Below are 20,438 nucleotides of genomic sequence, written 5' to 3'. Positions count from 1 at the left end.
GCACCACTGCTGGACTGGCCACATGATCACCGGCACCCAGCGGACGCAGTTCCGGGACCGGGGGTACGTCGTGATTCCCGGCGTACTGTCCGACGAGCAGATCACGCACGGCCGGCGGATCGTCGGCCGCATGCTCGACCGGGAACCGCCGGAGGGAGTCGGAGCACACTTCCTCTGGCCGCAACTGAGCGATGGTCACCCGCTGCTGGAGTTGTACCGGACGACCGGGATCGGCGCGTTGGCCGGCGAGTTGATCCAGGACGACCTCCGACTGCAAGAGCCCGATCAGGCGCAGGTCGCGACCACGATCCCGCCGTGGCCGCACGTGCCCGGCGGGCCGCACGTGGACGGCATCACGCCGACGCTCGAGGACGGTACGCCGGGAACGTTCACGATGCTCGCCGGCCTGTGGCTGACGCCGCACGACGAGGTCGACCGCGGCAACCTGTACATCTGGCCCGGCACGCACCTCCGCTTCGGCACGTACCTCGCGGAGCGTGGCGCCGACGCTCTTGCCAACGTCGCCGAACTCGACCCAGGACCGTACCCGGACATCCCGCTCGGCGACCCGATCCAGGCGACCGGCCCGGCGGGCAGTGTGCTGTTCGCGCACTATCTGCTGGCGCACAACATCGGCGGGCACTTCGGCAGCGCGGACGACGTACGCCGGGAGACGCTCTACTTCCGCCTGCGCACCGAGACCCACCGTGCGAACTGGCGCGCGATCGTCACCGACCCCCTGACCGAGTTCAGACGCTGATCTCGATCAGCAGCGGGAGATGGTCGGACGCGGCGGCCAGGTCCTCGCGGGTGGCGGGGACGTGGCGCAGGCGGCCGTCCAGGCCGGCCGACAACTCGGCCCCGTCGATGCGTTTGTAGGGGGTCGCCGAGTTGAAGGTGGGGCCTGCGTCGACGCCGAGATCACGCAGGCCTTCCTCGGACAGACGCTTCCAGATCGGGCCGTCGGGTTCCTCGTTCAGGTCACCGGCCAGGAGGTACGGCGCGTTGAAGGACCGGCACAGCGTGAGGACCTGGGCGAGTTCGTAAACCCGGCCGCGCGGATGCAGTCCCAGGTGACACACGACCACCGCCACGCCGCCGACGTGTCCGCCGACCGCGCCACCCGGCAGCTGGGTGGCGATGAAGTTCAGACGGCGGCGGAAGAACGGACGCCAGATCCGGCGACTCCGGATCCCGGTGATTTCGATGCCGTCGGCAACCAGGATCGCGTTCCGCGCGGACGCCGCGACGTACCGCATCCCGAAGGTCGCGGCCATCGCGCGGCGCTTACGCCGGGTGCCGAACCAGGTCGGCGCCTCCTGCACCAGCAGCACGTCCGGCGCGCAGGCCCGCACCACCCGAGCCAGCGCCGTACGGTCGTCTCCCCAGCGGTGCACGTTGTAGGACAGCACCCGCAGGGAGCCGGCGGTCATGCGTCGGTGTCGCCGTTCACGTCGGCGTGCTCGAACTCGGAGTCCGCCGAGCCCGCGCGCATCCCGGTACGGCGTCCCGCGGACTTCCGGGCCGCCCGGTCGAGACGGGTCGACCGGCCACGCGCGGCAGCCGTCTTCGCGGTCACGGCCGTGGTCTTCACCCGAACGCGACGCAACCACGTCGCCTCTTCACGCGCGAGGTCGGCGGCACCGACCAGACCGGCCTCCGGACCGAGCACCGCCCGGACGATCCGTGCCTCGGGCCGGAACCCGCGACCGGTCAGCGTCCGCTTGAACGCCTCGCGCGCCGGCGCCAGCAGCAGCTCGCCGGCGTCCGACACGCCACCACCGATGACGAACGTGCCCGGGTCCAGCGCGGCGGCCAGGTTCGCGAGGCCGATGCCGAGCCAGCGGCCGACGTCCTCGAGCAGCTCGACCGCGACCGGGTCGCCGTCCTTGGCCAGCTCGGTCACCATCGGGCCGTTGATCTTGCGCGGGTCACCACCCGCCGCGCGGAGCAGGTTGTGTGCCACGGGTGACCCGGACAGGGCCAGCTCACGTGCCTCCCGGGTCAGCGCGTTGCCGGAGGCGTACTGCTCCCAGCAGCCACGGTTGCCGCACTCGCAGCGATGACCGCCCGGCACCACCTGCATGTGGCCGAACTCGCCCGCGATGCCGAACTTCCCGCGCTGCAACGAGCCGTCGTTCAGGATCGCGCCGCCGATGCCGGTCCCGAGCGTGACGCAGACCAGGTGGCTCTCGCCCTGCCCGCCGCCGAACCGCCACTCCGACCAGGCGGCCGCGTTCGCGTCGTTCTCGACCACGACCGGCAGCCCGAGCCGGCGCTCGACCGCGTCCCGCAGCGGCTCGTGCCGCCAGGCGAGGTGCGGCGCGAACAGCACCGACGAGCGGGTCCCGTCGACGAACCCGGCGGCGCCGATGCCGACCGCGATCACGTCGTGCCGCGACTCCAGGTCGTGGACGATCTCCGCGATCGCGTCCTCGGTCTCCTTCGGATCGGTCGTCGGCGTGTCCCGGCGGACCCGGTCCAAGATGTTGGCCTCGGGGTCGACCACGCCGGCGGCCACCTTGGTGCCACCGATGTCGATCCCGATCGTCAGAGCCTGTGTCAGAGCCAAGGTTCGACCTTCCTCGTGACCCCCGCCGCAACGTCTCCAGTATCCCTGGTCAGGACAATCACCGGGACTTCTCGGGCGCCGGAGCGGGGCGGCGGGCCAGGTCGGCGGCACCGATCAGGCCCGCGTCGTTGCCCAGCTCGGCGAGGCTGAAGGACGCGTGCGGCCGGTTGGACTTCGCCGGCAGGTTCTTCTCGAAGGCCAGCTGCGCGGACCTCATCAGCAGCTCCTTCGCGGCGCTCACGCCGCCACCGATCACGATCTGTGTCGGGTCGAACATGGTCGCCAGGCTGGCCAGCCCCTCGCCGAGCCAGCGGCCGAGGTCCTCGAGCAGCTCGACGGCGCACGGATCACCCTGCATGGCCGCCTCGGTGATCATCGGGCCGGTCAGCTCCGCCGGGTCGGTGATCCCGCACACGCTCAGCATCTGCGCCGCGGCCAGCGACCCCGACTCGGCCCGCGCCTTGCCCTCACGCACCAGCGCCCGTCCGGACGCGTACTGCTCCAGGCACCCGCGCGCCCCGCAGCCACACCGATGCCCACCGGGTACGACGCGCATGTGGCCCAGCTCGGCCGCCACACCATGGGCACCGCGGAGCAGCTCACCGCCGATCACCACGCCGCCACCGATGCCGGTGCCGACCGTGATGCAGACCATGTGCTCGACGTCCTTGGCGGCGCCGAACGCGAACTCGCCCCACGCGGCCGCGTTGGCGTCGTTCTCCACCACGACCGGGACGTCCAGCTGCTTCGCGACCCGGTCGCCCAGCGGCTCGTCGCGCCAGGCCAGGTTCGGCGCGAACAGCACCGTCGACCGGTCCGACGAGACGAATCCGGCAGCGCCGATCCCGACGGCTTCCACGTCGTGGCCGGCGATCAGCTCGGCGGCCGCGTCGCAGATCGCCGCGGCGGTCGCGTCGACCGAGTCCGCCGGGGTGTCGCGGGTCGTCCGGGCCCTGATAGCCCCGTCCTCGTCGACCACTCCGGCCGCGATCTTGGTGCCACCTACATCGATACCGATCGTCAGTCCCATGGTTCCGGGTCCTCACTCACGTCGATCCGGTCCACCCGGGACCGGGTCGTCTCCTCCTCGGGTGCTGAGGCCCGCGACGCTGCGTCCTCCCGCGCCTGCCGGGCCGCGTCCGCCGCGGCCTCCAGCAGAGATCTCACCGAGCCCAGCACGTGCGCGGCCGCCGACGACAGCTGCTCGATCGTCTCGGGGCTGGTGTTCCGCACCCGGTGGATGAGCTGGCAGACCGGGCACCACACACAGTCCGGGCCGAGCTTGTGCTCGTGCTTCTCGCCCGCGGTCTCGTCAGCCGTCGCATCGGTCGCATCGCCAGCTGTGCCGTCTGCCGTCACGTCTGCTGCACCGTCTGCCGTGTCCTGCGCGGGCGGCGCAGTCGCGGCGGCGTGCTGCAATACGGCGAACAGCTTCGCGGCCTCCTCGGCGACCGAACCGATCGGTTCCTTGGTCATGGCCGGTCACCGATCGCCGCTTCCCGCCGGGCCAGCTGCTCGTGGTACTCCGCCGCCAGCCCCTGCGCGAGCTCCTGCGCGGACTCCAGCGGCCCCGACCCGCTCGGTACCTCGGCGCCCGGAGTGCGCCCGGCGTCGCGCGCGGCCTCCCGGGCCGCCTCGCGCGGCGCGAACCGCACCTGCAGCCGGCCGTCGTCCAGCCGCGCGCCCGCGACCACACCACGGGCCAGCGCCGCCGGCAACGGCAGCACCCGGCGGTACGACCCGACGGTGATGATCAGCTCGTCCCCGTGCCGCGCGAGCTCCAGCTCGTTGGCGGATGCCAGCGGCAACGGCATCGTCAGCGTGTACGTCCGGCCGTCGGTGTCGATGTGCCGGTCCACCCACAGCGACGTCTCGTCGGTGGCACGAGCGAACGGATCGTCCCCGCCGTACATCTCGACCGCGAACGCGGCCAGCTCCTCGACGCCCACCGGCTCACAGACCCGGTACGGCGACTCCCAGATCGGCAACGGCCGGAAGGAGTCGGCGACCTCCTCGAGGATGCCACGCTGCGCGGCGACCCACTGCCGCCGCCAGGTGTCGGCGCCGGCCGCCGGGAAGACCCGGTTGGCCACCACGCCGTCGACGCGGTACCCGTACAGCGACAGTCTCGTCAGCGAGCGCCGCGCCTCGGCGACCACGACCGCCTCCGGGGTCAGCACCAGCCGCACCGAGGCGTCCGGGCCGGCCAGCAGCGTGCGGATGTCGGCCAGGTCGCCCTGCAGCCGGCGGAGCGCGTCGAAGACGGTGTCGTCCGGCATCGGGATGCTCGCGCCGCGGTTGAGGAACGGGCGGAAGGTGCGCATCATCTTCCGCTCGGCGTTGAAGATCCGGTCGAGGTACCAGTTCAGCGCCTCGGGCAACGCCAGCAGCCGCAGCGTCTCCGCGGTCGGCGCGCAGTCGACCACGATCACGTCCCAGCGGCCGGACCGGACGTGGTCGCGGACTTCGAGCAGCGCCAGTACCTCGGCGGCGCCGGGCAGCACGGTCAGCTCCTCGGCCTCGATCGGGTCGACCCCGACCATGTGCAGCACCGAGCGCAGATAGGCCTGGATGTCGCCCCAGGAGCGCTCGAACTTGCGCTGCGCATCGATCTGCTGGACGAACAGCAGGTCGTCGATCTCGGTCGGTTCCGGACCGACCTCGGAGTCGAACGCGTCCGACAGCGAGTGCGCGGCGTCCGTCGACAGCACCAGCGTGCGCAGCCCGCGGAGCGCCGCGAGCGTGGCCGTACCGGCAGCGGAGGTCGTCTTGCCTACGCCGCCCTTACCTGTGTAAAGCAGAACCCGGGTCACTGGCTTACGACTCGACGCGCTTCTTCAAGCCCTTCAGGGCCGTGTCGATGATGACCTTCTCCGCTTTGCGCTTGAGCATGCCGATCATCGGGATCGCCACGTCGACGGCCAGCCGGTACGTCACTTCGGTCCCCGCTCCACCTTCCGCGCCCAGGTCCCGCAGAACGTAGGCGCCGTCCATCCCCTTGATCATCTTCGCCTCGACCAGCGTCCAGGTCACCTCGTTGCGGGACCAGACGTAGGCCAGCGTGTACTCGTCCGAGATCGCGCCGGCGTCGACCTTGAACCGCACCTTGTTCGGCCGGCCGGCCTCGTCGGTGGACAGCACCTCGGTCTCCCGCATCGAGTCGGCCCACTCCGGGTACGCCGCGAAGTCCGCGATCACCGCCATGATCTCTTTGGGGGTCGCGTTCACCTGGATGGTCGAGGTGGTCTGTTCCGCCATCGATTCACCTCTTCGCCGGTCGGGTCTGGTGCGTGTGACCGGCGGGCTGCTCGATCGCGGCGCCGGTGTCCTCCCCGGAGACTATCGCGGGTTCGGACCCGGTACGGCGTTCGCCCGCCGCGCGCCCTGCCTCGACCTCGTCCTTGAACCGCCACACCCGCTCCCGGTACGCCGCGACGTACCGCTCCTTGAGCCGGAGCAGGGCGCGGCCGTGGACCGGACGGGCCGGGTCGACACGGAGGTACCAGTGCACGACGACGCCGTCCCGAACGGACTCCAGCCACCACTCCGCCGTACCGATGGCTGCGCCGGTGACGGTCCAGCGGACGCCCTCCAGGCCGCGGCGTTCGGAGGCGGTCAGGGTGAGGTCCGGCCACCACTCGCGCCAGAGGGTGTCCGAACCGAGCCGCTCGGCGACGTAGGCTGGATCAGCAACGACCAGGTCGTCGCAACTGATGTCGAGCTGTGGCATGGCTAGAACCTAGTTCCGTGGGTCACATAATGGTGGCTACTTGTGGGTAGGTGACTGTAGCGTGCGCCGGAAGTCGACAATTCGTGACCGACTGAGGAGACGCGGATGCGTGAGTACACCGTTCCTGCTGTGACCGAGCCACCCACCGGGAGCCTGAGCGACCCGGTGTGGGCGAACGCGTCCTCTCATCCTGACACCGCGGTGTTCAGCCGCCGGAACGGGTCCGGCTGGACCGACGTCACCGCGGCGGAGTTCGCGCGGCAGGTGGCCGGCGTGGCCAAGGGCCTGATGGCCGCCGGCGTGAAGCACGGCGAGCGGGTCGCCCTGCTCAGCCCGACGCGGTACGAGTGGACGCTGGTCGACTACGCGATCTGGAGCATCGGCGCGGTCACCGTGCCGATCTACGAGACCTCCTCCCCCTCTCAGGTGCAATGGATCCTGACGGACTCCGAAGCTGTCGTGGCGATCGTCGAGAACGCCACCCACGGTGCGGTCGTCGAGTCCGCCCGCGCCGAAGCGCCGGCGCTGCAGGAGGTCTGGCAGATCGAGGCCGGTGCGGTCGACGAACTGACCGCGCTCGGCCAGGAGGTCAGCGACGCCGAGTACGACAAGCGCCGCTCCGCGGTCACTCCGGACGACCTGGCCACCCTGATCTACACCTCCGGTACGACGGGCCGTCCGAAGGGCTGCAAGATCAGCCACTCGAACTTCATGGACGAGCTCGGCCCCGCGGTGAAGATCCTCGACGGCCTGTTCGACACGACCGGCGCGAGCACGCTGCTGTTCCTGCCGCTGGCGCACGTGTTCGCCCGGATCATCCAGGTCGGCTGCGTGATGAAGCGGGTCAAGGTCGGCCACAGCGCCGACGTGAAGAACCTGGTGGACGACCTCGGCGCGTTCAGGCCGACGTTCATCCTGAGCGTTCCGCGGGTGTTCGAGAAGGTCTTCAACTCGGCCGCGCAGAAGGCGCACGCCGACGGCAAGGGCAAGATCTTCGACGCCGCGGCCGAGACCGCGATCGCGTACTCGCAGGCGCAGGACAAGGGCGGCGCGTCGTTCGGCCTGAAGGCCAAGCACCTGCTCTTCGACCGGCTGGTGTTCGGCAAGCTCCGCGCGGTCCTCGGCGGCCAGGTGCAGTACGCCGTCTCCGGTGGCGCACCCCTCGGGGACCGGCTCGGCCACTTCTTCCGCGGTATCGGCGTACCGGTCCTGGAGGGCTACGGCCTGACCGAGACCACCGCGGCGGTGTCGGTGAACCTGCCCGACGACATCCGGATCGGCACCGTCGGCCGGCCGCTGCCCGGTGTCACGGTCGCGGTCGCGGACGACGGCGAACTGCTGTTCAAGGGCGGCCAGGTGATGCAGGGCTACTGGAAGAACGACGAGGCGACCGCGGCGGCGATCGACGCGGACGGCTGGTTCCACACCGGTGACCTGGGCGAGTTCGACGTCGACGGGTTCATCAAGATCACCGGCCGGAAGAAGGAGATCCTGGTGACGGCCGGCGGCAAGAACGTCGCGCCGACACTGCTCGAGGACCAGATCCGGCTGCACCCGCTGGTCAGCCAGTGCATGGTCGTCGGCGACGGCAAGCCGTTCATCGCCGCGCTGATCACGATCGACCCGGAGACGATCGTGCCGTGGGCTACCGAGCGCGGCAAGCCCACCGACGTCGCGTCACTGACCCAGGACGCCGACCTGATCGCCGAGGTGCAGAAGGCGATCGACGACGCGAACGCCTCGGTCTCGCACGCCGAGGCGATCAAGAAGTTCTCGATCCTCCCGATCGACTGGACCCAGGAGACCGGCGAGCTGTCGCTGAAGCTGTCGCTCCGCCGCCACATCGTGATGAAGAACCACGGCAGCGACGTCGAGGCCCTCTACGCGAAGTGACACGTCGCCACGATTAGGGCGCGGGTACCGGAAGCGGTATGAAGCCACGCCCAAGACCTCAGGTGGTCCGCTCCACTCGCCAACCGGCGAGCGCGAGCGGACCTTTCGTTTGCAGCTGGAGTGCCGTGGGTGACTGCGCGGTCGTGCGGGTCGCCGGCGCGATCGACGTCGGTACGCTGACGACGCTCGCCGGTGAACTGCACCACGTGATCACCACCAAGCTTCCGCGTCTGGTCGTCGACCTGCGCCGCGTCACCAGGATGGAGGCCGCGGCCCTCGAGGTCTTCGCGGAGGCTCACGACCTGGCCGTCGAACACGGTGGCTGGCTGCGCGCGTCCGGCGCCGGGCAGTGGCTCGGTGATCTGCTCCGGGCCGCTCACACCGTCCAGCCGCTCGACCACTACCCGACGCTGGCCGAGGCGCTGCCGGCGTACCGGCCGGGGATCATTTCCCGCCCGTGAAGGTGATGCCGTTGGTGATCTGCTTCTGGGCGAGGAAGAAGATCAGCAGGCACGGGATCGTGATCAGCACCGACGTTGCCATCAGCAGCGGGGTGTCGGTGCCGTTGACGGACTGGAAGCCGGCCAGGGCCAGCGGCAGCGTCTTCCACTGGTCGGAGTTGATGTAGATCGCCGGGCCGAGGAAATTGTTCCAGTAGCCCATGAACAGCAGGATCGACACCGCGACCACCGCGGGCCGGGCCAGCGGCAGGTAGACGAGCAGGAACATCTTGAACCAGCCGCAGCCGTCGACGACCGCGGCGTCGGCCAGCTCGGACGGCATCCGGGCGAAGAACTGCCGGAACAGGAAGATGTAGAACGGCGACCCGAAGAACGCCGGCAGGATCAGCGGGTACAGCGTGTCGACCATGCCGAAGTTGTTGAACAGCATGAACTGCGGCACCATCGTCACCTCCCCCGGCAGCAGCATCGTCGCCAGGACGACGGCGAACAGGACGCCGGCGAACCGCACCCGCAGCCGCGCGAACGCGAACCCGGCGAGCGAGCAGGAGAACACCGTCCCGACGATCGGGATCAGCGTGGTCAGCACCGAGTTCAGCGCGTACCGCCAGAACGGGAACGATGTCACCGCCCGCACGTAGTTGTCCCACAGGAACTCGTGCGGTACGACGCTGGCGCCAGAGCTCCCCACTCCGGCCAGCGATCGCAACGAGGTCGCGATCATCCACAGGAACGGGTACACGAAGACGAGCGAGCCGAGCGCGAGGACGACGTACAGGCCGACGGTGCGGGGCAGGTTGCGGCGCCAGAACGGCCGGTCGGCCCGCAGCACGAGTGGTTCTGTCAGGGCGGTCATCGGCGCCTCCGCTTTCTCGACAGCTCGGTCTCGTAGTACACCGCGAACGAACTCCCGCGGAGCGTGACGCCGGTCAGCGCGAGGATCACCGCGAAGAGGATCCAGGCCAGCGCCGAGGCGTAGCCCATCCGGAAGTTCTGGAAGGCGTTGTCGTACAGGTAATAGACGAAGAACAGCAGCGAATCCTTCGGGCCCCCGTTCGCGATGAAGCCCTGGGTGAAGATCTGCAGCGAGCCGATGATGCCGGTCAACGCGTTGAACAGGATGATCGGCGACATCTGCGGCAGCGTCACGTGCCAGAACTGCCGCACCGCTCCGGCGCCGTCGAGTGCGGCCGCCTCGTACAGGTTCGACGGCACGTCCTTCAGGCCGGCCAGGTAGATCACCATCGCGCCGCCGACAGTCCACAGGCTCATCAGGATCACTGTCGGCAGCGCCCAGGACGCGTCGTTGAACCAGCCCGGCCCCGCGATGCCGAAGCGCCCCAGGACGTCGTTCATCAGGCCGTACTGCGGGTTGAACACCCAGAGGAACAGCACCATCTGAGCGACACCGGAGACGAGCGACGGCAGGTACCAGACGGTCCGGAAGAAGCGCATCCCCGGGAGGTCCGTGTTCAGCAGCAGCGCGACGAGGAACGCCAGCGCGGTCTGCAACGGCACGCTGATCACGGCGTACAGCAGGGTGACCTTGAGCGCCTGCGCGACCTTCGGGTCCCCGAAGGCCTCGGTGTAGTTGGCGAGGCCAACGAACTTCGGCGGAGTGATCAGGTCCCACGAGGTCAGGCTGACGTAGACCGACGATGCCATCGGGCCGACGGTGAACAGGCAGAACCCGATCAGCCAGGGCGAGACGAACAGCCAGAACGCGATCGTCTTGTCCGCCCGCGGCCACGTCCGCCGCGCCCCGTACGCCGCCAGTCCGATGACGGCGTACAGGACGATCAGCAGGAGCAGGAACGGGACCAGCGGCACCAGCGCGTGCGGGACACCCCAGGACTCGGCGAGGTTCCGGATCCAGCCAACGGTGGGATTCACTTCTGCAGCGCCTGCGTGCACTTCTCGGCGAGCTGCGGCAGCACCTTCGCGACGTCGTCCTTGCCGGTACCGAGCGCGGTGTAACTGGTCATGCCCTTCTCGGCGTCACCGGAGATCTGCGCCTCCTTCGGCACCGAGACGTCGACCACGCCGGTCTTCAGGGCGCTGGTGAACGCGGCCAGGTTCCGCTCGGGCGGCAGCACCTTCTCCAGGGTCGGCGCGGACGCCTCGATGATCGGTACGCCGAGTGCGGTGTTGCCCTGGATCAGCTGGTCCTGAGCATCCTTCTGCGTACTGGCGAACTCGACGAACTTCTTCGCGGTCTCCAACTGCTTCCCGCTCGCGGTCTTCGCGATCCCGAGCCCGTCGACCTCCATCGGGAATCCCTTGCCGGGCACCGGGACCAGCGACCAGTTCGGCTTGCTGATCTTGGCGAAGTCGGCGACCGTCCACGGCCCGAAGTCGCTGAACGTCGCGAGCCGGCCGGCCGCGAACCACTGGGCCTGGTCCTGACCCTGGATGTCGGTCGAGGTCGGCGAGTAGCGGTTCTTCTGCATGTCGACGACGTACTGCGCGGTCTTCACACCGGTCGGGTCGCCGAAGGTGCACGACGACGCGTCGGCGTTGTAGTAGCTACCGCCCGCGGCGGTCAGCCATCCGCGGTACCAGAGGTTGCTGGATCCGTAGACGCGCGCCTTGCCGTCACCGTGGGAGAGCTTGGCGCTGATCGTCTTGAACTCCTCCAGCGTCAGCGGCTTGGTTGCGTCCGGCAACGGTACGCCGCCGGCCTTGAACGCGTCGGTGTTGATCGCCATCACCTTCGGCTTGGCCGCGAACGGCATCGCGTAGTACTTGTCCTGGTACTTCATCGCGGCCGAGATGTTCGGCTGCACGTACTTGCCCGGGTCGACGGTCTGCTCGGCGAAGCTCGGCGCGAACCCGGCCAGGCTGGTGTTGCTGATCTCCATCACCGTCGACTGGGTGCCGGCCGCGATCGAGGTCTGCAGCTTCTGCTCGTAGTCGGACTGGATCCAGTTCGTGGTCACCTTGGTGCCCGGGTTCGCCTTCTCGAAGGCGGCGGCGATCGCCTTCAGCGAGGCGGCCTCCGAGTTCGTGCCCCAGAACGAGAAGCTGATCTCGGCGGTTCCGTTGTCGGTGCTGGACGCCGGGGCGTTGCCGGTCGCGCAGCCCGCGGCGAGCAGGACGGCCAGTGCGGCGGGGACGAGTTTCTTCATGCGGGGTCCTTGGGGTGCGTGACCCGGACGGTCCGACCGGGTGCGAGGGAGTGGGTCTCGGAGTCGCCTTCTGGCCCGACCGTCACGGTGAGCGGACCGGGTCCGCTGTGCACGGTGACTTCGGTGGTGTGCGTGCCTTCTTGGTGGATGCGCAGGTCCCAGTCGCCGACCGGGACGTGGTCGGCGGTGAGTACGCCGATCTCGGCGGGCAGGTGGGAGGTGATGGTCAGACCTGCGTTCGGTGCGTCCGGCCGCAGCCCGAGCAGCCCGGCGACGAGGTGCTCGACGACCGTGAACGAGATCTCCGGGTAGTCGTCGCGGCTGTCGATCAGGTGCTTGGTCCAGCGCCAGGCCGACTCGTCCCGGCCGTGGCCGAAGAGGAACTCGGGCCAGTAGCTGAACGACTCGATGTTCAGCGGCGGGCGGGACTCCATCTGCTCCTCGAGGTAGTCGAGGAACCGCTCGGTGCGCTCCCCCGCGCCACTCAGCCCGAACAGCGGGACGAGCGTGTGCGACTCCAGGCCCCAGTCGAAGTCGAGGCCGTCCTTGGTGATGCCGCGCGCGAAGTGGTCGCCGTTCCACCATTCGCCATACGTGGCCTGGATCTTGTCGGCTTCCGCGTGCCGGCCGAGTTTGCGGAGGGCGGCGTACTGCGTGGCGAGGCCGTCGCCCGCTCGCAGCAGTGGGGCCTCGCGTTCGTTGTACGTCGCCGTACCGAGGAAGATGTCGGCGGTCCCGGCGGCCTCGGGGATGCCGTCGCCGTCGGAGTCGTGGGCGGCCACGAACTCGCGGACGCTGTGCGCGTAGTACGCCGCCAGGTCGGGGTCGTCGATCCAGCGCCGGTCACCGGTCCAGTCGTACTGTTCCAGCGCCCGGTAGGTCAGGTCGAACACCGCGGGGATCTCCCGGACGAAGTGTTCGTCGCAGTGGTAGTCGAGGGCGGCGATCCGCCCGTCGAAGTGGAACGCCCAGATCGGGAACCACTTCCGGGCCGGCGTCGCCGAGCGGGCGAAGTGCCGGAACATCGCGAAGTTCTCCGCGTCCAGGCCGAGCAGGTGCGCACCGGCCGCCTGGTGGCAGACGTCGCGGGAGTAGAACATCGGCCGGGACGGGTAGCCGGCCCAGTAGGACGGCAGGTTCCCGGGGGCGGCGCCGGTCTGCACCCACGCCAGCGCCCGGTCGCGGGCCCAGCGGAAGGCGTCCTCGACGTACGCCAGATCGGAACTGACAGCCAGCACCAGCAATCTCCCATCAAGAGCACTTTAGCGGTAAAACTAGAGACGTCAGTCCAATTTCGTCAATACCTTGGGGCCGGTTGGTTTTACCGCTATAGTCCGGCTGGTGACGACATTTGAGATCCGCTCCGGTGACGGCCGCACGCGGCGTACCGGCTCGGTGTCAGGCGCCGCCGGGCTCTCCGGGCGAACGGACGTCGAGCCCGGGTTGCAGTACTTCGACGTGGTGCCGGACGGGCCGGTGACGCTGCGCTGGACGTGGCCGGCGGAGGATGCGGTGACGCTCTGGCGGGCGACCCAGGGATCCCGCCGTGAGCTGCCGACGGACTGGGGTTCGCACCGCGAGGTCCGCTCGGTCCGTTCGGCTCCGGTCGCGAGCCTGGTCGACGCCCGGGACCGATCGATCGCGACGATCTCGTTGTCGTCGAGCGTCCGCCGCTGCGACTTCGCGGTCGGGGTGAACGAGGAGACCGCCGAGCAGCTGATCGAGCTGACCGTGACCGATGTCGAAGGCGGCTCCTTCGCGCTGCGGATCGACACGCGTACCCAGCACTTCGCCGACGCGCTGCGTGGCGTGACCGCGGACTGGACCGCCGAGCTCGGCGATCGGATCGCGAGGGTGCCGCCGGTGGCGCGGGAGGCGATGTACTCGACCTGGTACAGCGACCATCAGCACGTGTCCGCCGAGTCCGTCGAGCGGCACGCCCGCGCCGGAGCGGCGTACGGGACGAAGGCGGTCATCGTCGACGACGGGTGGCAGACCGACGACACGCGGCGCGGGTACGCGTACTGCGGCGACTGGGAGCCGACCGGCGAGACGTTCCCCGACATGGCCGGCCACGTACGGCGGGTGCACGAGCTCGGGCAGCTCTACGTGCTGTGGCTCGCGCCGCCGTTGATGGGCGCGCACTCGAAGGCCTGGGCGAGACTGAAGGACCGGACCCTCGGGCAGGCCGACGCGAACGTGCGAGTGCTGGATCCGCGGTACCGCGAGGTCCGCGATCACCTTCTGGAGTGCGCGATCCGCCCGGTGCGCGACTGGGGTGTGGACGGGCTGAAGATCGACTTCATCGACTCGTGGGCGCGGGACGACGTACCAGCGGCGCCGGATGCGGACTGCGAGTCGGTGGACGAAGGCGTCGAACTGTTGCTGCAGGCCATCGCCGACGAGCTGAAGCGGCTCCGGCCGGAGGTGCTGATCGAGTTCCGTCAGGACTACGTGCACCCGCGCCTGTGGCAGTTCGGCACGTTCCTGCGGGCCGGCGACTGCGCGCTCGACCCGGTGGAGAACCGGGTCCGCACCATCGACTGCCGGCTGCTGGCCGGCGACCGCGCGGTGCACTCGGACATGCTGATGTGGAGCCCGTCCGCATCCGTCGAGAACGTCGCGCAGCAGTTCATCGGCGCACTGTTCAGTACGGCGCAGGTCTCGATGGAGCTGGACGCGTTGCCACCGGAGCACGAGCAGGTGGTTCGCTACTGGCTCGGGTTCCTGAACGACCACGCCGATGCGCTGCTGCACGGCGTACTGCTGCCGTCGCGACCCGATGCCCGCTACACGCAGGTGCGGGCCGTCGGTCAGTCGGAGACCGTGGTTGCCGTGTTCACGGACCCGGTTGTGCGGGTAGAGGACCCCTGCACGGTGATCGTCAACGGCAGCGCAGAGCCGCGGCTCTACGTCGAAGGCGCCGACGGTGGGCCCGTCGACCTCGTAGTGTCGGACTGCTCGGGCCACGAGGTACGGCGTGCGACCACGACGCCGCCCGCGGTCTGGGTGATCGACGTACCGGTCGGCGGGGTGGCCCGGATCGTCAAGAGTTGAGGGGGAAACGACTTGGCCGCAGAGAAACCACGGCGTACGACGGTCGCGGACGTCGCCCGGCTCGCCGGGGTGTCGGCGATGACGGTGTCGAACGTACTGAACGCGCCGCACCGTGTCAGTGAGCCGACCGTCCGGACCGTCCGCGCCGCGATCGACGAGCTCGGGTACATCCCGAACCACGCGGCCCGCGCGCTGTCGTCCGGTCGCAGCCAGGTGATCGGCCTGCCGCTGTACTTCGAGGACGGCTTCTCCGACGACGAGAACCCGGGTCTCGGCGGGTTCCTGCACGGCCTGCTGGGCGGCCTGGTGAAGGCGGCCGCGGTTTCCGGGTACGGCGTGCACGTCACCACCCCGACCGAGGGCGCGACCGAGATCGCGCTCTACGAGAAGCTGATCGCGGCCCGGCAGGTGGACGCGATCGTGGTCCTGGAGACGATGCCGCACGACCCGCGGATCGAGTTCCTCAGCCGGCGGCGGTTCCCGTTCGTCGCGTTCGGGCGGACCGGCGCGGAGCAGCGGCAGTGCTGGGTCGACGTCGACAACGAGACCTCGATGGCGGGCATCGCCGCGCACCTGCGCTCGACCGGCCGGGAGCGGGCGGTCTATCTCGCGACCGACAGCGCGCTGCCGTGGGTCCACCAGCGCCAGGACGGGTTCGTCCGCGAGTTCCCAGCGACGGTCGTGCGCTCGTTCGGTTCGCTGGACGCGGTGGCGGCGTACGTCGCGGAAGCCGAGACCCCGGACGCTTTCGTCGCCGACAACGACGCGTTCGCAGTGGTGGCGATGCGGTCGCTGCAGCGGCGCGGGATCGCGGTCGGCCAGGACATCGCGGTCACCGGGTTCAACGACTTCCCGTTCGCGAGCATGCTCGACACGCCGCTCACCACGGCCCGGATCCCGCTCCGGGACATCGCCACCTGCCTGTTCGACCGCGCGCTGCGGGAGATCAGCGGCGAGCCGGACGCGCCGGGCCGCCTCGTCACCGCGCCGCTGGTGGTCCGCTCGAGTGCCTGACCGCCGCCTCGACGAAGGCGGCCAGTTCGGCCGACCGGCTGCCGGCCGGCCAAACCACCAGCATCCGGTACGGCTCGACGTCGGCCACCGGCCGGTAGACGACGTCCGGGCGGACATTGCGCTCGGCCATCGACCGCGGGACCAGCGCGACCGCCTGCCCGAAGGCGACCACCTCCAGCAGCTGCGACGAGTCCTGCACGATCGGCCCGTCCACCGCGTCGTCCGGGTGTGCCGACCAGTAGTTGCGCTCGGCCACGTTGGACCGGCTCCACCGCGGCGCCGGGATCCCGGCCAGGTCGTCGGCCCGAAGGACGTCGTACGCCGCCAGCTCGTGGGCCGCCGGCAGCGCCGCCACGCGCGGCTCGGTGTAGAGCATCTCCATCTCGAGCCCGTGATCGTCGAACGGGCGACTCACCAGCGCGACGTCCGCGCGCCCGTCGCGCACCATGTCCGCCTGTTCCCCGAACCCGCTCACCACCACGTCGATCCTCGGCAGCTCGTCGCGGAGCTCGGTGACGATCCGGTGCAGCAGCTCGGTCGCGACCCCGGGCTTCGCGGTCACGATCAGCCCGCGCGCCGACGATCCCGCCCGCTGCGTCCGACGTACCGCCGAGTCGACGGCGTCGAAGACCGGGCCGGACTCCTTGAGCAGGGTCTCCCCCGCCGCGGTCAGCGCGAGCCGCGGACCGGAACGGTCGAACAGCTCGACGCCGAGCCGGTGCTCGAGCCGGCGCATCGCCCGCGACAGCGGCGGCTGCGCGATCCCCAGCCGTTCGGCGGCGCGGGTGATGTTCAGGTCCTCGGCGACCGCACGGAAGTACCGCAGCTCGCGGATCTCGGGTTCCGGCATACCTCCAGGGTATGGCGGACCACCTGATCGGTGTTGGTCCGCGGCGGGTTCGCGCGCTGGACTGGGTGCATGAATCAGAACGAAGTCGCCCTGGTGACGGGCGGAAACAAAGGCATCGGCCACGAGATCGTCCGGCAACTCGGCCGGCGCGGCCTCACGGTTTATCTGGCAGCACGCAACGCCGCCTTGGGCGGCGCCGCGGCAGCGGAACTCGTCGGCGAGGGTCTCGACGTACGGTTCGTGCAGCTCGACGTGACCGACGTGGAGTCGGTCGCGGCCGCCGCGAAGCAGGTCGACGCCGACTCCGGCCGGCTGGACGTGCTGGTGAACAACGCCGGCATCGTCGCCGAGTGGGGCACGCCGGTGGCCGACATCACGGCCGAGCAGGTACGGACGGCGTACGACGTGAACGTGTTCGGAGTCGTCTCGGCGATCAACGCGTTCGTGCCACTGCTGCGCCGGTCGCCGAACGCGCGGATCGTGAACATGTCGAGCGGACTCGGGTCGGTCAACCTGCTGTCGGAGCTCGACGGACGGCTCGCGACGCAGGGCCTGCTCGCGTACAGCTCGTCGAAGGCGGCGCTCAACGCGCTGACCCTGGTCTACGCGAGCGCACTGCGCGCGGACGGCATCAAGGTGAACGCCGCGACCCCGGGCCTCGTGCCGACGGACCTGAACACCGAGGCCTCCGTCCCGCGTGGCACCCGGACAGTCGAGGACGGCGCGGCGGTTCCGGTCGCGCTGGCGACCCTGCCGGCAGACGGCCCGACCGGCGTCTTCAGAGGGCCTGACTCACTGGCTGACGTGGCTCCGTGGTGAGCGCCTGACGGGCGATCAGCAGCGTGGTCGCCGTACCGAGGATGCCGGCGGCGGCGATCGTCAGGTTCGGTGCGAGGAACGAGCCGACGACACCGCCGAGGGCGATGCTGACGCCCTGGATCGCCATCAGGCCGCTGGTCTGTACGGTGAACAGCCGCCCGCGGTACGCCGGTTCGACCGTCTGCAGGATCAACGGGTCGACACCCTGGTTGAACGCGTACCCGGCGCCGGAGATCGCGAGCAGGACGGCCGCGACCGGGATCGGCGGCTGGGCGAGGAATGCGATCGCGGGAAGCTGGCTGGTCAGCAGGAACGGGACGACGAGCCGTCGCCGCACGGAAGGGGTGAACCGCGCGACGACGAGCTCGCCGGCCACACCGCCGACCGCGTAACCGGTGAACAGCGCACCGGCCGCCGCGGCCGCCGTACCGACCTGGTCGGTGTAGGCAACGGCGAGCCCGTCCGGGACGGACGAGAACGCCGGCGCCACCCAGGTCAGCAGGATCAGGTTGCGGAGCTTGGCGTTGGCGAACAGGACCTGCAGCCCCGACCACGAGTCGCGGACCGCGTTGCTCTTCCGCTCCCCCGCGGGCGTGGGCGGCGTCCCCGTGCCGATCAGGATCGCGCTCGACACGAACGTCACGACCTCCGCGACCAGCAGCCACCGCGCGCCGATCGCGGCGACCGCGATGCCGCCGAGCGCGAACCCGGTCAGCACCGCGATCTGACCAATTGCCCGCAGCAACGACCGGCCGACCGGGAACAGGTCCGGCGGAAGCAGGTGCGCGAGACTCGCCGCCCGGGCTCCGGCGAAGATCGGCGCGATCGCGCCGGTGCAGACCAGCAAACCGAGCAGGCCGCCGACCGGCATCCCCGGCAACAGCATGCCGGCCACGCACAGCGCGCTCAGCAGATCGCAGACCACCAGCACCCGGCGCGCCGGAAACCGGTCCGCCACCGAGGAGAACAGCACGCCACCGACGGCGTACGGGAGGAACGAGCAGACCAGCACCAGCGCGGACAGCAGCGGCGAACCGGTGCGCTCGAAGATCAGGATCGAGAGCGCGACCTGCGCGCCGACGGTACCGAGCATGGACACGGTGTGCGCGGCGTACACCGCCCGCAAACCCGGAACGCGGAGGACCGCACGATAGGACGTCACGGCGCGAGCGTGCCCGACGCCGTCCGGTCCGGCGTAGAGTTTTGGTTGTGGCCGAAAGTTCCCCATCATGACCGCACTGCCGTGACGGTACTGCGCTTCACCCAGGCTGACGCGTTGCGCTGCCGGTTCGGCGTCTCGCCGTTGTGGGAGACGATGTCCGCGGTGCGGGTGCTGAACGGGTCAAGGCACCGGCCGCTCTACACCGACTGGGTCGAGGCGAAGCGGGAGGCTGCCGCATCGGTCGACCTGCGCGGCCTGAAGGCCCTGCAGCCACGCGCCGGCTACACACCGGACTTCCTGACGCCACCACCCAAGGCCTCCCGGGCGAGGTTCGCGACCGAGATCGCCCGCGTCCGGAGTACGCCGCTCGAGCGCGTGCGCAGCGAGCTGGTCCAATCCCGTGACGAACTGAACAACCCGGCCGCGCCGGTGATCAATCGCATGCTGGACGACGTCGCCGGCACCCGGGAACGGCTCGCCGACGCGATCGAGAGCGCCTGGCAGACCCTGGTCGAACCCGACTGGCCGCTGATCAGCCGGGTGCTCGAGGACGACATCGCGTACCGCGGCCGGCAGCTCACGGACAACGGCCTCGCGGGCCTCTTCGACGACCTGCACCCGACGCTCACCTGGGAGGACGAGCGCCTGGTCGCCGCCCGGCACCGGGCCGAGGACCGCGACCTCACCGGCCAAGGCCTGCTCCTGGTCCCCGGCGTCTTCGCCTGGCCGTTCCTCGTCATCGTCGTCGACCCGGCCTACCACCCGACCCTCGTGTACCCGGCCCGCGGCGCCGCCCGCCTGTGGTCCGACGCGCCCACTCCCCCGGACTCGCTGGCCCGCCTCCTCGGCCGCACCCGCGCCACCCTCCTGGTCGCCCTCGATCCGCCCGCCACGACGAGCGCGTTGGCCGCGGACTACGGTCTCGCGCTCGCCACTGTCGCCGAGCACCTGTCCGCGCTGTACGACGCAGGGCTCGCGACACGTCGTCGTACCGGGCATCAGGTCCACTACCGCCGTACCGAGGTAGGACAGGCCGTCGTCGACGCCTCCCTCGGCTGAGCCGGATCGGGCGTCAGAATGCTGTGGTGAAGGAGAAGGTACACAGCACGCGTCACACTCGGCGATGGCCGGCCTCACTGGCTGTTGTCGCGGTCCTGGTCCTGCAATTACTGGTACCGACGCAGATCAACGGCCTACCCCGGTGGGTGATGCCGACCCTCGGTCTCCTGTTGTTGCTGCCGCTCGTCTGGATGAATCCGTTCCACCTGCGCCGCGACGAGCCGTGGCTGCGGTGGGTCGAGCTCATCCTGCTCGCGGTCATCGTGCTGGCCAACGTGTTCTACCTCGGCGGAATGATCTACTTCCTGAACCACGGCGCCGCGAACCAGGGCCTGGTGCTGGTGAAGGGCGCGCTCCTGATCTGGGTGACGAACGTCGTCGCGTTCGCGGTCTGGTACTGGGAGGTCGATGGTGGCGGCCCGTTCGCCCGCGCCCCGGAGCACGAACGCCCCGCCGAGCGCGCCGACATGCTCTTCCCACAGATGACCGTCGACCTGCCCGGCTGGAAGGGCTGGCTGCCCGGATTCACCGACTACCTGTTCGTCTCGTTCACTGCGGCGACCGCTTTCAGCCCGACCGACACGATGCCGCTGACCGCGCGGACGAAGACGCTGATGGGCATCGAGTCGGGTGTGTCGCTACTGACCGTGGCGGTGATCGCAGCCCGCGCGGTGAACGTCCTCTGAGATCTCT

21 protein-coding genes are annotated in these 20,438 nt (G+C 69.9%); 8 read left to right on the top strand and 13 right to left on the bottom strand.

Annotation, left to right across the window (positions count from 1 at the left end; all coding sequences use genetic code 11):
- Window positions 1-22 precede the first annotated feature (22 nt).
- Complete coding sequence (locus ACFYRH_RS12750; RefSeq protein WP_387772687.1) at window positions 23-760, top strand: hypothetical protein; 738 nt, start codon at window positions 23-25, stop codon at window positions 758-760.
- Here the strand turns inward: ACFYRH_RS12750 and ACFYRH_RS12745 are convergent.
- From ACFYRH_RS12745 to ACFYRH_RS12715, 7 genes are read right to left on the bottom strand one after another with little or no spacing between them, the layout of a single operon-like run.
- Window positions 750-1,433, bottom strand: coding sequence for an endonuclease/exonuclease/phosphatase family protein (locus ACFYRH_RS12745; RefSeq protein WP_387772684.1), 684 nt, complete (start codon window positions 1,431-1,433; stop codon window positions 750-752). The two genes, ACFYRH_RS12750 and ACFYRH_RS12745, sit on opposite strands and share 11 nt — an antisense overlap.
- A complete protein-coding gene (locus ACFYRH_RS12740; protein WP_387772681.1) occupies window positions 1,430-2,572 on the bottom strand; it encodes an ROK family glucokinase in 1,143 nt (380 codons plus the stop codon). Before ACFYRH_RS12740 ends, ACFYRH_RS12745 begins: the two co-directional genes overlap by 4 nt.
- Window positions 2,573-2,630: 58 nt before the next feature.
- Window positions 2,631-3,602 carry an ROK family glucokinase gene (locus tag ACFYRH_RS12735; protein ID WP_387772678.1) on the bottom strand — a complete coding sequence of 324 codons (972 nt, stop codon included), beginning with the start codon at window positions 3,600-3,602 and terminating at the stop codon, window positions 2,631-2,633.
- Window positions 3,593-4,048: a hypothetical protein gene (locus ACFYRH_RS12730; RefSeq protein ID WP_387772675.1), complete on the bottom strand. Its 456-nt coding sequence runs from the start codon at window positions 4,046-4,048 to the stop codon at window positions 3,593-3,595. Before ACFYRH_RS12730 ends, ACFYRH_RS12735 begins: the two co-directional genes overlap by 10 nt.
- A complete protein-coding gene (locus ACFYRH_RS12725) occupies window positions 4,045-5,385 on the bottom strand; it encodes an ArsA family ATPase (RefSeq protein ID WP_387772672.1) in 1,341 nt (446 codons plus the stop codon). Before ACFYRH_RS12725 ends, ACFYRH_RS12730 begins: the two co-directional genes overlap by 4 nt.
- A 4-nt stretch (window positions 5,386-5,389) precedes the next feature.
- Window positions 5,390-5,830 carry an SRPBCC family protein gene (locus ACFYRH_RS12720; protein WP_387772669.1) on the bottom strand — a complete coding sequence of 147 codons (441 nt, stop codon included), beginning with the start codon at window positions 5,828-5,830 and terminating at the stop codon, window positions 5,390-5,392.
- 4 nt (window positions 5,831-5,834) lie between these two features.
- Window positions 5,835-6,302: a hypothetical protein gene (locus ACFYRH_RS12715; RefSeq protein ID WP_387772666.1), complete on the bottom strand. Its 468-nt coding sequence runs from the start codon at window positions 6,300-6,302 to the stop codon at window positions 5,835-5,837.
- 105 nt (window positions 6,303-6,407) lie between these two features.
- On the opposite strand from ACFYRH_RS12715, the gene ACFYRH_RS12710 reads away from it, so the two are divergent.
- Both ACFYRH_RS12710 and ACFYRH_RS12705 read left to right on the top strand, forming a co-directional pair.
- Window positions 6,408-8,195 (top strand): AMP-dependent synthetase/ligase, encoded by a 1,788-nt coding sequence (locus tag ACFYRH_RS12710; RefSeq protein ID WP_387772663.1) that lies wholly within the window; start codon window positions 6,408-6,410, stop codon window positions 8,193-8,195.
- A gap of 125 nt (window positions 8,196-8,320) precedes the next feature.
- Complete coding sequence (locus tag ACFYRH_RS12705; protein ID WP_387772660.1) at window positions 8,321-8,656, top strand: STAS domain-containing protein; 336 nt, start codon at window positions 8,321-8,323, stop codon at window positions 8,654-8,656.
- Here ACFYRH_RS12705 and ACFYRH_RS12700 read toward each other — a convergent pair.
- From ACFYRH_RS12700 to ACFYRH_RS12685, 4 genes are read right to left on the bottom strand one after another with little or no spacing between them, the layout of a single operon-like run.
- On the bottom strand, window positions 8,640-9,512 hold the full coding sequence (locus ACFYRH_RS12700) for a carbohydrate ABC transporter permease (protein ID WP_387772657.1): 873 nt from the start codon (window positions 9,510-9,512) through the stop codon (window positions 8,640-8,642). The two genes, ACFYRH_RS12705 and ACFYRH_RS12700, sit on opposite strands and share 17 nt — an antisense overlap.
- Window positions 9,509-10,549, bottom strand: a complete 1,041-nt coding sequence (locus tag ACFYRH_RS12695) for a carbohydrate ABC transporter permease (protein ID WP_387772654.1) — start codon at window positions 10,547-10,549, stop codon at window positions 9,509-9,511. Before ACFYRH_RS12695 ends, ACFYRH_RS12700 begins: the two co-directional genes overlap by 4 nt.
- The gene (locus ACFYRH_RS12690; RefSeq protein WP_387772651.1) at window positions 10,546-11,784 is read right to left on the bottom strand and encodes an extracellular solute-binding protein; all 1,239 of its coding nucleotides are present in this window, start codon (window positions 11,782-11,784) and stop codon (window positions 10,546-10,548) included. The genes ACFYRH_RS12695 and ACFYRH_RS12690 overlap by 4 nt, the downstream gene beginning before the upstream one ends.
- Window positions 11,781-13,022, bottom strand: coding sequence for a hypothetical protein (locus tag ACFYRH_RS12685; RefSeq protein ID WP_387772648.1), 1,242 nt, complete (start codon window positions 13,020-13,022; stop codon window positions 11,781-11,783). The genes ACFYRH_RS12690 and ACFYRH_RS12685 overlap by 4 nt, the downstream gene beginning before the upstream one ends.
- 103 nt (window positions 13,023-13,125) lie before the next feature.
- Between ACFYRH_RS12685 and ACFYRH_RS12680 the strand changes: the two genes are divergently transcribed.
- On the top strand, window positions 13,126-14,841 hold the full coding sequence (locus tag ACFYRH_RS12680) for a glycoside hydrolase family 36 protein (RefSeq protein ID WP_387772645.1): 1,716 nt from the start codon (window positions 13,126-13,128) through the stop codon (window positions 14,839-14,841).
- A gap of 12 nt (window positions 14,842-14,853) precedes the next feature.
- Window positions 14,854-15,855 carry a LacI family DNA-binding transcriptional regulator gene (locus ACFYRH_RS12675; RefSeq protein WP_387772642.1) on the top strand — a complete coding sequence of 334 codons (1,002 nt, stop codon included), beginning with the start codon at window positions 14,854-14,856 and terminating at the stop codon, window positions 15,853-15,855.
- Here ACFYRH_RS12675 and ACFYRH_RS12670 read toward each other — a convergent pair.
- A complete protein-coding gene (locus ACFYRH_RS12670; protein ID WP_387772639.1) occupies window positions 15,821-16,705 on the bottom strand; it encodes a LysR family transcriptional regulator in 885 nt (294 codons plus the stop codon). The two genes, ACFYRH_RS12675 and ACFYRH_RS12670, sit on opposite strands and share 35 nt — an antisense overlap.
- Window positions 16,706-16,774: 69 nt before the next feature.
- Here ACFYRH_RS12670 and ACFYRH_RS12665 point away from each other — a divergent pair, with 69 nt between their 5' ends.
- Window positions 16,775-17,524: an SDR family NAD(P)-dependent oxidoreductase gene (locus ACFYRH_RS12665; protein WP_387772636.1), complete on the top strand. Its 750-nt coding sequence runs from the start codon at window positions 16,775-16,777 to the stop codon at window positions 17,522-17,524.
- Here ACFYRH_RS12665 and ACFYRH_RS12660 read toward each other — a convergent pair.
- Window positions 17,484-18,686: an MFS transporter gene (locus tag ACFYRH_RS12660; RefSeq protein WP_387772633.1), complete on the bottom strand. Its 1,203-nt coding sequence runs from the start codon at window positions 18,684-18,686 to the stop codon at window positions 17,484-17,486. The genes ACFYRH_RS12665 and ACFYRH_RS12660 overlap by 41 nt on opposite strands.
- An 81-nt stretch (window positions 18,687-18,767) precedes the next feature.
- Here ACFYRH_RS12660 and ACFYRH_RS12655 point away from each other — a divergent pair, with 81 nt between their 5' ends.
- Window positions 18,768-19,745 carry a DUF5937 family protein gene (locus ACFYRH_RS12655; RefSeq protein WP_387772630.1) on the top strand — a complete coding sequence of 326 codons (978 nt, stop codon included), beginning with the start codon at window positions 18,768-18,770 and terminating at the stop codon, window positions 19,743-19,745.
- A 26-nt stretch (window positions 19,746-19,771) separates the two neighbouring features.
- Window positions 19,772-20,431: a hypothetical protein gene (locus ACFYRH_RS12650; RefSeq protein WP_387772627.1), complete on the top strand. Its 660-nt coding sequence runs from the start codon at window positions 19,772-19,774 to the stop codon at window positions 20,429-20,431.
- The last annotated feature ends 7 nt before the right edge of the window (window positions 20,432-20,438 follow it).

This window comes from Kribbella sp. NPDC004875, from assembly GCF_042873375.1.
In the GTDB taxonomy this organism is placed as follows: Bacteria; Actinomycetota; Actinomycetes; order Propionibacteriales; family Kribbellaceae; genus Kribbella.
The sequence above is the reverse complement of the archived record's forward strand: the minus strand, read 5'-3'. Positions and strand labels throughout refer to the sequence as shown.